11 protein-coding genes are annotated in these 13,373 nt (G+C 73.4%); 3 read left to right on the top strand and 8 right to left on the bottom strand.

All coding sequences use genetic code 11. The features are described from left to right. Positions 1–79: 79 nt before the first annotated feature. The 3 genes from OV079_RS45410 to OV079_RS45400 form a co-directional block, all read right to left on the bottom strand. Entirely contained in the window at positions 80–694 is a 615-nt protein-coding gene (locus OV079_RS45410) for a ferritin-like domain-containing protein (RefSeq protein WP_267776148.1), read from the bottom strand. A gap of 132 nt (positions 695–826) precedes the next feature. After that, complete coding sequence (locus OV079_RS45405; RefSeq protein WP_267776146.1) at positions 827–2,032, bottom strand: hypothetical protein; 1,206 nt, start codon at positions 2,030–2,032, stop codon at positions 827–829. Between the two features lie 129 nt (positions 2,033–2,161). Beyond that, the gene (locus OV079_RS45400; protein ID WP_267776144.1) at positions 2,162–2,851 is read right to left on the bottom strand and encodes an SDR family oxidoreductase; all 690 of its coding nucleotides are present in this window, start codon (positions 2,849–2,851) and stop codon (positions 2,162–2,164) included. A 359-nt stretch (positions 2,852–3,210) separates the two neighbouring features. Here OV079_RS45400 and OV079_RS45395 point away from each other — a divergent pair, with 359 nt between their 5' ends. Beyond that, positions 3,211–4,947, top strand: coding sequence for an IgGFc-binding protein (locus OV079_RS45395; RefSeq protein ID WP_267776143.1), 1,737 nt, complete (start codon positions 3,211–3,213; stop codon positions 4,945–4,947). A 222-nt stretch (positions 4,948–5,169) separates the two neighbouring features. Here OV079_RS45395 and OV079_RS45390 read toward each other — a convergent pair whose 3' ends face one another. The 5 genes from OV079_RS45390 to OV079_RS45370 form a co-directional block, all read right to left on the bottom strand. Then, positions 5,170–6,564, bottom strand: coding sequence for a serine hydrolase domain-containing protein (locus OV079_RS45390; RefSeq protein WP_267776142.1), 1,395 nt, complete (start codon positions 6,562–6,564; stop codon positions 5,170–5,172). A 573-nt stretch (positions 6,565–7,137) separates the two neighbouring features. Then, positions 7,138–8,277, bottom strand: a complete 1,140-nt coding sequence (locus OV079_RS45385; protein ID WP_267776141.1) for a DUF5914 domain-containing protein — start codon at positions 8,275–8,277, stop codon at positions 7,138–7,140. Between the two features lie 188 nt (positions 8,278–8,465). Beyond that, positions 8,466–8,948: a hypothetical protein gene (locus OV079_RS45380; protein ID WP_267776140.1), complete on the bottom strand. Its 483-nt coding sequence runs from the start codon at positions 8,946–8,948 to the stop codon at positions 8,466–8,468. Between the two features lie 481 nt (positions 8,949–9,429). Beyond that, on the bottom strand, positions 9,430–9,642 hold the full coding sequence (locus OV079_RS45375; protein WP_267776138.1) for a hypothetical protein: 213 nt from the start codon (positions 9,640–9,642) through the stop codon (positions 9,430–9,432). Then, positions 9,543–10,607, bottom strand: a complete 1,065-nt coding sequence (locus tag OV079_RS45370) for a lycopene cyclase family protein (protein WP_267776137.1) — start codon at positions 10,605–10,607, stop codon at positions 9,543–9,545. Before OV079_RS45370 ends, OV079_RS45375 begins: the two co-directional genes overlap by 100 nt. Before the next feature lie 95 nt (positions 10,608–10,702). Here OV079_RS45370 and OV079_RS45365 point away from each other — a divergent pair, with 95 nt between their 5' ends. Together OV079_RS45365 and OV079_RS45360 are read left to right on the top strand one after the other, a co-directional pair. Further along, positions 10,703–12,037 carry a hypothetical protein gene (locus tag OV079_RS45365; protein ID WP_267776135.1) on the top strand — a complete coding sequence of 445 codons (1,335 nt, stop codon included), beginning with the start codon at positions 10,703–10,705 and terminating at the stop codon, positions 12,035–12,037. Between the two features lie 38 nt (positions 12,038–12,075). Continuing rightward, positions 12,076–13,053 carry a hypothetical protein gene (locus OV079_RS45360; RefSeq protein ID WP_267776133.1) on the top strand — a complete coding sequence of 326 codons (978 nt, stop codon included), beginning with the start codon at positions 12,076–12,078 and terminating at the stop codon, positions 13,051–13,053. Positions 13,054–13,373 lie beyond the last annotated feature (320 nt).

Genomic DNA, 13,373 nt, shown 5'->3' with positions numbered 1-13,373 from the left:
GCGAACCCGCGGCCGCGGCCGCAGCGGTGATCGTGAAGCGCTCTTCAGCGCAGCGGTGCGACGGCGTCGAGTGGCTCGGCTAGGCGCTGTACTTCAGCGTGCCCTCGACGACCAGCGCCGCATGTCTCTTGAGCCAGGTCGTCACCGTGTCGCGGTGGCGCAGCTCCTGGGCCAGCGGCTCGCGCAATTTGTGGGCCAGGGCGGCCTCGCCGAAGTCGTCGGCGAGGCCGACGAGCTGCTCCCACGAGGCGCTGTCGACCAGCTCCGCGACGAGGTGAGCGTGGAGCGCCTGCGGCAAGGTCGTGCGCGGGTCGGACACGACCTGGACGATCCCGGCCAGCTCGACCCCCGCGAGGTCGGCCGAGGGCGTGACCGCGGTGGGGTCGGCGCCGAGGTTGATGAGGACGTCCTGCAGCAGCGCGAAGTGATGCGCCTCGTCGGCGCGGAACTGCGCCAGCTCCTCGAGCGTGGGCCCGCGGTCCCAGCTGCCCTGGGCCTCGAGCTTGGCCATCAGCGCGTCGAACAGGCGCACTCCGGTGCGCTCGAACGCGAGGCGCTCGCCGAGCTTGTCGAGCAGCAGGTGGACCTTGTGCCGCCGCAGCACCGCGCCGCCGACGTTCTCGACCACCCGCAGGCTGGCCGGCGCCGGCATGTGGCCGATCAGGCCGACCTCGCCGGCGTACTGCCGCCGCACCTCCGCCAGCGCGCGCGCAGCCGGGCGAGCTCGGGGCGTCGCGCGCCCCCTCGACCACCGCGGGTCCGTCGGTCGGCGAGAGGTAGATGCCGGTGCGGTTGAGGGCCAGGTCGGTGGGTCGTCGGGCGCGGTTCATGATCCGGTCGCTTTCAGCGGGGGGAGGACGGAGGCGTCGCGGATCCGCGGGTCCGCGAGCTCGGTGCCGGGCGACCAGCGATAGCCGGCCGCCACGGTCTCGGAGGGCGAGCCGTCGCGCTCCAGCTGGGCGCGATAGCTCTGGGTGGCCCGCGACTCGGCGTCGCGCGGCACGAACTCGGTGCCCGCGGCCCCGAGCTCGACCTCGGCCGCCAGGACCTCGCGGATGAACGCGCGCTCGCCCGCGAACTCGAGCGGCTCGGTGAAGCTGAGCGGCACGACCTCCGAGGCGTCGCGCATCTCGGTCTTCTCGTACAGCTCGCGGACGATCCGCAGGTGCTCGAGCTCGTAGGCGAGGAAGCGGTCCCACACCGCCAGCACCCGCGGGTTCGTCTCCGAGGACAGGCAGCCCCAGTACAGGTAGACCTCGGCGGCCTCTTGCAACAGCCACCGCTCGAGCCAGGTCTCGGCCGGGTCGAGCAGCGACTCGCACTGCGTGACGTGCTGCTCCTTGACCGAGGCGAGCTCGGCGTAGAGCTGACGGGCGACCGGGTCGGCGAAGGTCGGGCCGACGTCGAGGTAGTGATCGCGGGCGTGGTAGGCGATGGCGCAGGCGATCCGCGCGTGCAGCTTGGTCGCCGGCGCGGTCGCGTAGCGGTCGTACCAGCGGCGCAGGTCGTCCTCCGGCGCGCGGTGCTGGGCCGAGGTCGGCCGGCCCGGGCGGATGTCGGTGTACGACTGGAGCATCGCGTTGGCGTCGCGGCCCTCCAGGCGGTCCATCAGCGCGGCCAGGCGGTAGAGGTGATCGAAGTCTTCGAGCAGGCCGAGGCGCAGCGCCTGGGCCACGTACGGGTCAGGCTCGCAGCGGGCCATCTGCGCCCCGACCTCGACCGCGGCCTGGGCGACGGCGATCGAGCTCTCGAGCGGCGACTGATCGGCGGGCTGCAGCCAGCGCAGCAGCGTGGCCTGGTGGTGCTCGACGCGACGGATGTCGGCGAGGAGGAGCCGGTGCTCGGCGCCGAAGCGGACCGCCGCGTGCTGGAAGCGCACGGCCGCCTGCTCGACCGCGTGGCCGACGATCAGCCGGACGCGCGTGAAGGCCTCGTCGTCGAGCTTGCTGATCGGCTCGCGCACCAGGTCCTTCCACGTGAACACCTGACGCGCGAGCGGGGTGCCATGCTCTCGCAGCAGATCGAGGGTCATGGCGAGAGATGTGATCGGGACGGCGGACCAGGCAAGCTCAGGCGCAGCGCCGAACGCGGGGGACGGCGCGAGCGCCGAAGCCCCGGCCAACGGCAGAGCCGGCGTGCGCCGGCGAGGGCGACGCCGCGGTCATCGCGCGCGGCGATCGAGCAGCTCGCCGCTCATCCCCCGGGCCGCGTCGCTGGCGAGGAACACCAGGTCGCCGGCGCCGCGCTCGTGATCGCCGTCGGGCACGACCGCGTTGACGCGGATCTTGACGCGCGCGAGGTTGGTGGCGAGCGAGCGGGTGCAGGTGTCGAGCGCGGCGCGGATCGCCTCCTCGTCGCGCACCGGGTCGGCGGGCGGCCGCGGCGACGAGGTGTTGACGATGCTCGCACCTGGCCGATCGCGCAGGTACGGCAAGAGCCGCCGCGTCAGGAAGAACAGCGAGAAGAAGCTCGGCGGGCTGCGGCGCGCGACCAGGTTGTTGACCAGCACGTCGACGCCGCCGAAGCGCTCGACCACCCCGGTGACCAGCGCCTCGCAGAAGCCCGGGTCGTCGACGTCGCCGCACACCGCCAGGCACGCGCGGCCCTCGCGCTCGACGGCGCGCACCAGCGCCTGGGCGTCGCCGTGCGCCGACAGGTGGGTGAAGGCCACGTCGGCGCCCTCGCGGGCGAACCGGATCGCGGCCGCGCGGCCGATCCCGGTCTCGCCGCCGGTGATCAGCGCGACCTTGCCGGCCAGCGTCGGGGTCCGCCGGGTCGCCGGCGACGAGGGCTCGCGCGCCCGGGCCCGGCGCGCGGGGCCTTCGGCGGAAATTTCGGCGGGATCGTCCATATCCCGGGTCTTTGGGCGGGGTCCCCCGGCCTCGCAAGGAAAAGCGAGGGGACCTGTGATCCGTTGCGTACCCTCGTGACACTACCCCACTGCGACGACCGAGCCGGGCGCGGTCGTGCGCCGCCTCGGTGGTATTCGGGGCGACTATCCCGGCCCTCGTCGAACCGCCGCACTATCGTATTCGCGGCCTCGATCGGCGCTATTTTATATGGGACATGTCCATTAGGACATGCAGGCCGGATAGACAACAGCGGCGTATGAGCCCGCGGTCGCTGAGGGCCGGACTTAACTCACGGACCTCAGCGCCCGCCGCGGATACCGCCCCACGGCGGCCGTTTATGGCCTGCTATCGTGCGGGCATGCGTACCAGTTTTCGGCTCATCGCAGCGATGACGATCATCGCCGGCTGCGGCGATTCGACGGCAAACACCGGCGCGAGCGAGGGGACGAGCTCGACCGGTGAGTCGACGTCTTCGTCGACCACGGGCCCCGACACGCCGACGACCACCGGGACCACCGCGCCGCCCGAATGCGCGCCCGACAGCGTGGTGTGCGTCAGCGAGACCGAGGTGGCCGAGTGCGGACCCGACGGCCAGCTGGGCGCGCCGAGCTCGTGCCCGAACGGGGGCGTCTGCGTCGCCGACGTCGGCTGCACCGGCTGCGAGCCGGGCGCGGTCCGCTGCGACGGCGACCAGCTGCAGCAGTGTAACGACGGCGCGTGGGAGGCCCAGCAGACCTGCAGCGCGGCCCAGGGCCTGACCTGCGACGCCGACGCGATGGCCTGCACGGGCGCGTGCGCCCCCAAGTCGCTGCCGTTGACCGCCTCGGGCTGCGAGTTCTACGCGCTGACCGCCCTGCAGCTCAACCAGAACGGATCGATCTTCGCGATCGTCGTCGAGAACCCGGGCGACAGCCCCGCCACCGTCACGATCACGCAGAACGAGGACTTCACGCCGGTGGTCGAGACGGTCGACGCCGACAGCTACCGCGTGATCGAGCTGCCCTACACGATGGGCCTGTTCAACGCCCTGGTCGGCAAGCTCATCTACGACGGCGCCTATCACATCGAGAGCGACGCGCCGGTGCGGGTCGTGCAGTACAACTCGATCAACCTCACCGCCTCGAGCGACAGCTCGCTGCTGTGGCCGCGGCACACCTGGGGCGCCGACTACTTCGTGTCGTCGTACGCGCCGAGCGAGATCGAGGGCGGCTTCTACCGCGGCGCGTGGGCGGTGGTCGCCGGCGCCGACGAGATGTCGGTCGAGGCCATCGCCCTGCCGGGCACCAAGTCGAAGGCGGCGCCGGGCATCGGCCTTGACGGCAACGGCAAGGCGCCGCTCGACGCCGGCGACGTGCTGCAGCTCGTCAGCGCCGACGACGGCGACCTCACCGGCACGCGCCTGGTCGCCGACCGGCCGATCCAGGTGCTCGGCGGCCACGAGTGCAGCTTCATGCCCAAGGACGTCCCGTACTGCGACCACCTCGAGGACATGATGCTGCCCGTGTCGCAGCTCGGCACCGAGTACGCGATCGTCGCGCCGTCGAGGCACAACCCGCCGACCGAGCGACGGCCCCAGGTCCTGCGCGTGATCGCCAGCGAGCCGAACACCGAGCTGACGTTCGAGCCGCCGATCTTCGCGCCGATGACGATCGCCAACCCCGGCGAGTACGTCGAGCTCGAGCCGGAGAGCGAGCACTACGCGCTGGTCAGCAGCGCGCCGGTGCTGGTCACGCAGTACATGGTCGCCTCGACCGCCGAAAACGACGCGACCGACCCGTCGATGCTCGTCGCGATGCCGGTGACGCGCTGGCACGACACGCACTACGTCCACGCCCTGCCCGACTGGCTCCCGGTCGACGTCGACGTCGTCGCGCCGCTCGGGGCGACGGTCACCGTCGACGGCGCGCCGCTCGCCGGCTTCGAGGCCATCGGCGACACCCCCTACCAGACCGCCCACGTCCGCTTCGACGAGGACCCGGGCCTGGTCGAGATCGCCGGCGACCAACCGATCTCGGTGAGCGTCTACGCCACCCGCACGGACTCCCCCGCCAGCAGCTACTGGCACAGCACCGGCGGCCTGCTCGCGCCCGAGTGAGGCACGCCTGACCCGAAGGGCATGCTCGAAAGGGCATGCTCGAAAGGGCATGTCCTCATCGACATGTTCGATCGGCCGTGCCAAGCTACCGGGGCCGACGCGCCGGTGAGGCCGTCCTACCGAGCTCGCAGCGTCGCTCCCCACCCCGCTCCATCCTGTCGAGCTCGGCACCTCCGGGTGTCGCCGCCCCGCGTCGGCGAGGCGTGACGCGACGTCCCCCGCTCACTCGACTCGCGCGCCGACGAAGGCGTGGCCGCGCAGGTCGCTGGCGTGCGCGTCGGCCCCGGTGAACACGAACGTGAAGCCGCCCAGCTCCGGCCGCCCCGCGACGACGAAGCGAGCGTCGCCCGCGTGCTCGAGCCGGACGTCGGCGAGCCCCAGCGCGGGCGCGGTCAGCCGCAGCTCGCCCCCCTGCGCCGCGATGCTCACCTCCTCGCCGAGCCGCGCCGCGCGGTACGTGCCGGCGTAACGGCTCGCCGGTCCCATCGCCGCCGCGCGCTCGGGCGCCGCGCCCAGCAGCTCCTGCAGCACGGTCGCCAGGGTCACGCGCAGCGGGTCCCCGGTGTTGCTCAGCACGGCCGCCACGAACTTCCGCTCCGGCACGAACACCAGGTCGGCCGCGAAGTCGCCGGTCGCCCCGCTGTGGCCGTAGATCGCCGGGCCGCTCGAAGGTCGCACGCGCACGCCGAGGCCGTAGCGCTCGCCGGGCCGCTCGAAGGTCGGCACCTCGGCGCTCAGCAGCTCGCCCAGGGCTGTCGGCGACAGCGGCGAGCGCCCCGGGTCGACGAGATCGCGGACCGCGGTCACCAGCTCGGCCGCCGACGCGATCGCGCCGCCGGCGGGGGCGGTCCAGCGGGCATCGCCTGTCCCGAGGGCCAGGTCTTCGACGACGCTGAAGGCCCGCGCCCCGGTGCCGCGCCCGAGGTGTCCGCAGGCGGCACCTGTCCGCAAGGCCAGCTCCGGCTCGACGTTCGCCGCGCCCAGCCCCAGCGGCGCCAGCAGCTCGTCGACGAGGAGGCGCGGGAACTCGACCCCGCGCAGCCGCGCGAGCGCGGCCCCGACGACCGCGTAGCCGTCGCTCGAGTAGCTCCACAGCGCCCCGGGCTCGCGCCACAGCGGCCGCTCGCCGAGGGCGGTCAACCATTCGGTTCCCAGCTCGAGCGGCGACGGGTCGGGCAGGCCGGCGGTGTGCGCGAGCAGCTGCCGCCAGGTGATCGCCGCGGCTCGCTCGTCGACCCCCGCGGCCAGCTCGGGCAACACGCGCGCGACCTCGGCGTCGAGGTCGAGCCGCCCGGCGTCGACCTGACGCAGCACCAGGGCCGCCGTCCACAGCTTGGTGATCGAGCCGACGCGGAAGCGCGTGGCCTCGGTGACCTCCTGTCCCGAGAGACAGGCGCTGCCCGCGGTCGCCACGAACGGCGGCCCGTCCCCCTCGACGATCGCCAGGCTCGCGCCGATCCCCTCGAGGTTGTGATGCTCGGCGCAGAACGCCGCGACGATTTTTTTGAAGTGCGCCGGCGCCCCCGCGTTGCGGCGCAGACACTCGCCCCGGCGATCGCCCCTGTCGGCGAGCCCCGCCTCCCCCTCGATCGCCTCTCTCGCGCCGCCCGCCGCCACGACCCCGCCGCTCGGCCTCGCCTCTCGCCCGCCGCCCACAGCCCCGTCCCTCGAGGTTGCGTCTCGCCCTCCGCCCGCGACCCCGTCCCTCGAGGTTGCGTCTCGCCCACCACCTGCCGCCCCGTCACTGGGGGCCGCCTCTCGCGCGCCGCCCGCTCGCCCGTCTCTCGGCGGCGTCTCGGTCCCACCGCCGCGCTCCGCTCGTCTCGCGGTCGCCCCGGCATCGGCCCGCTCCTGCCCGCACGCGAGGACCAGCGCGCACCAGCCGATGCGCGCGCCTCGCCTCACCGGCGCTCGCTCCCCGCGCCGAAGAGTCGCGCGCACCAGCCGCTCGGCACGCCTCGCATCACCGGCGCTCGCTCCCGGCGCTCGACCGGGCGCAGCCGAAGATCCGCGCGCCTCGCATCACCGGCGCTCGCTCCCCGCGCTCGATGCGACGCAGCCGAAGATCCGCGCGCCTCGCATCACCGGCGCTCGCTCCCGGCGCTCGATGCGACGCAGCCGCCCGGTCGAGCGGCTCCTGACATGTTCATCAGGACATGCTCGAACGGACATTTCCCTTCGGACATTCTTTTAAAGACATGTGCGATGAGGCATCTTGCGTCCCGCCTCACGGGAGCGCCCGCGGCCTCGCGCTTCGACCCCCCCGAAGTTCTCGCCCCGACGCCTCGACGGCGCGCCTCCTCGGCGACGAGGCGCCGCGCGCCGCAACCCACCACTCGACCTCACTCCGCCTCGCCGCGGATCGTCCGCAGGCGCACGGGTGCGCGCGCGCTGGCGGAAGCGGCGCTCGGCGTACGCGACGTCTTCGACCCACAGCCTGGCCGCGCGGCGCTCGATGAGCGGGCGCAGCAGTCGATTCGCCCCGAGCGCCCACTTGAAGCCCGGGCGGTCCGACGTCGCCAGGGTCGCCTCGAGCACCGCGCAGCGGCCGGGGCCGAGCGGCGTCGCGTGGGTCTCGACCACCGAGCCGACGCCCTCGCCGCCGACGATCGTCATCACGATCGTGCGCGGATCGGGGCAGTGGAAGGTCGCGTCGACCTCGACGGCCAGCGGCCCGAACACGCGGTAGGCCACGCGCACCAGCAGCAGGTCGGGCTCGTCGGCCAGGACCTTGAGGCGGGCGAACGAGTGCGGGTGGTAGTGGGCGCCGTGCCACGGATCGAGGCGGTTGGCGAGGATGTCCGAAGGGTCACATTCGGCCTCCATCCGCACCACGCCGCGCAGGAACCGGGCCGGCCGCGGGGCGAGGAGCGGCGCCGGCGTCGGCGCCTCGCCGGGCGAGTGAGCTGTCTCTTCGGACATCTGCACCCACACCAGCACCCCGTCGTCGAACGTCGGCAGCGGCCGCCAGCGGCCGTGCGGCTCGTCGCCGAGCTCGAGCCCGTGCCACGGACAGACCAGGTTGTCGCCGCGGACCTTGGCGCACGCCAGCGACGCGCCCATGTGCGGGCAGGCCTCGGGGGCCGCGCGCACGCTGCCGTCGCTGGTCCGCCACAGCACCAGCTCGTGGCCGTCGACCGCGTAGGCCCGCGGGGTGCGGCCGATCTGCTCGCGCGCGTCGACGGCGAACCAGCCGCCGCCGGGCAGCGCCAGCGCCCGCTGCAGGGCTTTGTCGATCCGCCCCGGGTTGGCCTGCACCCAATCGGGCGCCTCGCTGGATGCCTCGCCGGGAGCGCCCGGAGCGTTGCCGAAGGTGTAGAGGCGCGTCATCGGGGCGGCAGGGAGCGCCAGTGTACTACGGGCGCGCCCGGTCCGCACCTCACGCGCCGCGCCGGGTCGCGGCGCCTCGAAACATCGTCACCGGCAGGCCGAGACCTCGCCGCGAATTCGGCGGCGAACGCGAGGCGTGCCACGGGCCGGCCGAGCGCGCCCGGCCGGCCGGGACGACGCGCGCCGCGCTACCACGCCGCGAACGCCGTGCACGCCATCGCGTCGAGCGACCCCGTGTGGCTCAGCGGGATCAGCTTCGTGCTGTTGTTGGCGATCGGGCCCGAGGAGCTGCCGACGAAGGGCCCGGGCGAGCCGAAGTAGTGCGTGACCGTGTACGAGATGAGGGCGCCGGACGGGACGCCCCCGCTCACCGAACAACCCTCCGAGGCGAGCGTGGACAGCCGGACGTTCGGGTTGAAGATCGACGGGAAGGTGATCGAGCAGCACAGCGAGACGACGCCCTTCGCCGTGTCGGGCCGATCTTTCACGACGTCGATGCCCTGCTCGAGCGGGCTCCCGGCGGCCTCCTCAGCCTCCGCGGCCTCCTCGGCCGCGAGCTCGTCGCTGGCGTCGATGTCGTCGAGCGCGGCGAGCTCCGCCTCCTGATCGGGGTCGTCGCAGGCGGTCGCGAGCAGCACACACGGCAGGGCCAGGGCGAACAGCGGGAGCATGCGATTCGCGGGGCGATACTTACGGATTGCGATGATCATGGGTCATTTCCTGTGATTGACGAGTCAACAGCGCGCCCGCTCGTCGCTCTCGGAACGAGAGCCACGACCGTCGCGCTCGATCGCTAGGTGGCCCTCGTCGACCGACCAATTGCAGCGTCGCCGGATTTTTTATGCGACGACCACCTGCCCGATTCTTCCCTTTTAAAATTAATGCAGCGAAAGAGAATGGGTGGGATCCAGGGCGAGCGTCGGGCCGAACCCGAGCGCAACGCCGCCCCCACCCGCCTCTCAGGGGCTTCTCCGCCTATTTGCCAAGGGAATACGGCAAGCCGCGCATCGGCGCATATCGCTCGATTCGCGTCGGAACAATGAATGCGTCGACATGGCGCCCTCTCGGTAAAAGTCCCCGCCGCCGGGCCGATGGCTCGACCGTCCCGATTGGCCCGTGACGGCCCGCAGATCGACGTCGCCGCGCCCGGCCTCAGGTCGCCGCGCGGAGCCACAGCGCCCGCGAGCGCACCACCGCCGCCGTCATCTCGGCCATCGGCGTCGCCAGCATCACCCGCGGGTAATCGAGCGGCCCCGCGTGGTCGCTCAGGAAGCGGCACAGCAGGTCCGGCGGCAGGCGCTCGAACAGGTCGACGAACAGCGGCGGCCCGCGGCTGGGCGAGCGCTGCAGGTGGGCCAGCAGCACCCGGTCCATCGCCACCGCCGCGGCCGGCCGGGGCGCCGGCACCCGCGGCGGCGCACCTGGCCTTCGAGCAGCTCGCGCGCCAGCAGCTCGGAGGAGCGCTGGATCGCCTGGAACGCGTAGCCGGTCGAGCCCTTGGCCAGCCCGCCGCGCAGGCCGAGGTGGATCACCCGCGGGCTCTCGCGCAGCGACGCCGGCCGGCTCGTCATCGCGATCGCCCCGCGCTCGCGCCAGCGCACCTCCGGCGCGGTCAGCCCGTAGCGCGCGCGCAGATAGCCGCGCAGGTCGTCCTCGTAGGTCGCGTCGGGCAGGCTCGCCGGCGAGATGTACGTCGTCTCGACCAGCGCGCGGGTCGGCGCGAACGGCAGCACGTACATGAAGTGGATCCCCCGGCTCTGGTCGACCGCGAAGTCCATCAGGGTCGGCACCTCGGGGTCGAACACCGGCGCGGGCGCCTCCACCTCCCAGCCGACGAAGTGCTGCAGCAGGTCGACCTCGTCGCCGCCGGGCGCGGGCGCGGGCGCGGGCCGGCTGTCGAACACCAGCCGCGCGCGCACCACCTCGGCGTCGGTCACCACCTCGCACCCGCCCGCGCCCTCGCGGATCGCCCGGACTGCGCAGCCGCGGCGCAGCTCGATCTCGGGGAACTCCGCGAGTGTCTCGAGGGCCATGTCGTAAAAGACATCCGACGGCACGTGCTCGTACGGGTGGCGCTCGCTGCCGCGGACCGGCGAGCGGTCGGCGTCGGCGACGCGCCAGCGGGTCCAGCGGTGGCGGACCGCGGCGGCGAACGGGTGATCGACGAAGCGCCAGTAGCACCACGTGCGGTCGCGGGCGTGCCGCGCGCGCGGCTCGATCAACACCACGCGCGGGCAGGGGACCCCGCGGCGACGGGCCTGGAGGGCGATCTGCACCGCCAGGCTGAGGCCCGCACAGCCGGCGCCGGCGATCACGTAGTCCGCGCGCACCGCCGCATCTATGGCCCAGGCGCGGCGAGATCACAAGCGACCGACGATCTTCGCGACGGGCATCGCCTGGGCACCTTCATGCTAACGTCGGCCGCATGCGCGACCTCCGGCTGCTCCGCCGACGCCTGCACACCGCCCTCACCTCGGGGCTCTTGCTCGCCGCCTGCGGCCCTGCCCCCGCGCCTGCTCCGGTCGAGGCCGCCAAGGCCGCGCCGGCCAAGCCCGAGGCGCCCGCGCCCGCCCGGGTCGAGGCGCCTCCCGTCGCCGAGGCGCCGCCCGTGCCCGCCGGTCCGCAGTACCCCGCGCGCACCGGCATGGACCCGTACGACCCTGACGGCCTCGAGGAGGAGGGCTGCAACAACGGCGACTGGTGCGGCGCGCCGGCGGCCGCCGACAAGTTCCGCGCCCCCCAGGCGACCGACGAGATCGGCTGCCCGACGCGCCTCATCGGCCGCCCCGACCCCGGCGTCAGCCCGAACGACAAGGTCTACAAGGGCCTGTCGATGAACCCGATGATGATGGGTCGCCTGCGCAAGATCGCCACCGGCGACAAGCGCAAGGCCACCGGCGACGGCGAGATCTGCTGCTACCACTGGTTCGACTACTGCAGCGGCCGCCCGCTGCTGGCCGGCGACGACGCCGTGGCCGCGCCCGTGGTGTCCGGAAGTACATGGCTCGGAGAGCATGTTTTCCAGGACATGCTCGGAGAGCCAGCCAGCGACGAGCGCCCGCTCGTCGCCGCCGCCTGGCTGGAGGACGCGCAGATGGAGCACGCCTCGGTCGCCGCGTTCGCCCGCGCCGCGCTCGAGCTGATGGCCGTGGGGGCCCCGCCCGAGCTGCTGGCCGGCTGCGCCGAGGCCGGGCTCGACGAGGTCCGGCACGCGCAGGTGTGCTTCGCGCTGGCGGCCGCGTACGGCGGCGTCGCCCGCGGGCCGGGTCCGCTGCCCCCGGTGCAGCCGCGCGCCGGCGGCCTGGTCGCGCTGGCCTGCGACACCTTCCGCGAGGGCTGCGTCGGCGAGACGATCGCCGCGCTCACGGCTCTGCGCGGCCGACGCGGCTGCGAGGCTGCGGCCGCCGACGCGGCTCTGACGGCGATCGCCGCGGATGAGACCCGTCACGCCGAGCTCGCCTGGGCGACGGTCGCCTGGGCCGTCGACGTCGGCGGCCGCGAGGTCGCCGAGGCGGTGCGCGCCGTCGCGGCCGAGCTGCGGGCCGCCGCCTTCGTCGACGAGCCGCTGGCGGTCGAGGCCGACCTGCGTCGGTTCGGCCGGCTCGGCCCGCAGGAGCGCGTGGACACCCGCCGCGACGCGTGGACGGGCGTCCTCGATCGCATGCTGGCGCTGGCGCTGGGTGACGACGAACCCGCGTTCGCCGATCCTGGCCCCCGGGGCGCCGAAGCCGCGAGGGCGGACGCGAACTTGAGCGCCTGAATTGCAGGCGCGTCGGCGCCGCCGCCTATGATCGGGGGATGGTTCGCCGCATCCCCTACCTCGCGCTCGTCATCCTCGCGGCCTGTGCCGGCGGCGAGGACGTGACCCAAAGTTCAGGTTTCGGCGGCTCCTTTCCGTCGCCCACGGGCTCGCAGGTGACATCGGCGACGGCGGGCATGTCGGGCACCTCGGCGCCGAGCACCGACGACTCCGCCGGCACCACCGACATGATCCGCCCTGACTTCGGCGACGGCGCCCCGACCACCGACGCGCAGCCGACCACCGGCGACGTCGACCCGACCGCCGTCACCGCGAGCGATCCGGGCACCACGACCACCACCGGCCCGGCGATCACCTGCGGCGACGGGATGATCGAGCCCCCCGAGGAGTGCGAGGGCGCCAACGTCAACGGTCAGACCTGCCAGGGGCTCGGCTTCACCGGCGGCCTTCTGACCTGCGACGCCGCCACCTGCACGTGGAACAAGAGTCAGTGCGTCAGCGAGTCGTGCGGCGACGGCATGAAGAACGGCGGCGAGGAGTGCGACTGCGGCCAGCAGGGCAGCAACTGCAGCGCGGCGCAGCTCGGCAACGCGGTGTGCGCGAGCCTCCCGGCGCCCGCCAACGGCAACTACCACGGCGGCACGCTCGCGTGCGGCAGCCCGGGCAGCTGCCTGTTCAACAAGGCCGGGTGCTTCTGGTGCGGCGACGGCGTGCGCAACGGGCCCGAGTCGTGCGAGGGCGGCGACCTCGGGGGACAGACCTGCAACGGCCTCGGCTTCAGCGGCGGCACCCTGAGCTGCAACGCCAACTGCACCCACAACACCGCCGGCTGCGTCAACATGGTCTGCGGCGACGGGCAGTGCAGCCCCGGCGAGGACGACTGCACCTGCCCCGAGGACTGCCCCGAAGACCCGTACTCGTGCTCGGACTGCGAGTGCGGCGGCTTCAGTGGCGCCTGCGCCTGCGACGATCAGTGCATCTTCTACGGCGACTGCTGCATCGACGGCCCGTGCTGAGCAAGAACCTCGGTTCGTCGATTCATTTTCCGGGCTGACATTCGCGAGAGAATCCCCGCCGCGCGAGCGACGTCCGCCCCCGCACGATTCTTGCCGGCGGTGGCGCGGATGCTATCGTCGCCTCGCGTACCCGGGGGAACTGCACATGCGTCCAATCGCTCTGTTCAGCCTGACCTTCGCGGCCGCCGCTCTGCTCGGCTTCGGACCCGCCCGCGCAGCCGCGCCGGCCAGCGACTCCTGCTTCGCCGGCTGCACCGCGCCCGGCCTGTCCGCCGACGACCAGGCCACCTGCCGCCTCCAGTGCGCCCGCCTGGCCCAGT

This window comes from Nannocystis pusilla, assembly GCF_026626665.1.
Taxonomy (GTDB): Bacteria; Myxococcota_A; Polyangia; order Nannocystales; family Nannocystaceae; genus Nannocystis; species Nannocystis pusilla.
Note: the sequence above shows the minus strand (reverse complement) of the source record. Positions and strands in the feature narration are given on the sequence as shown.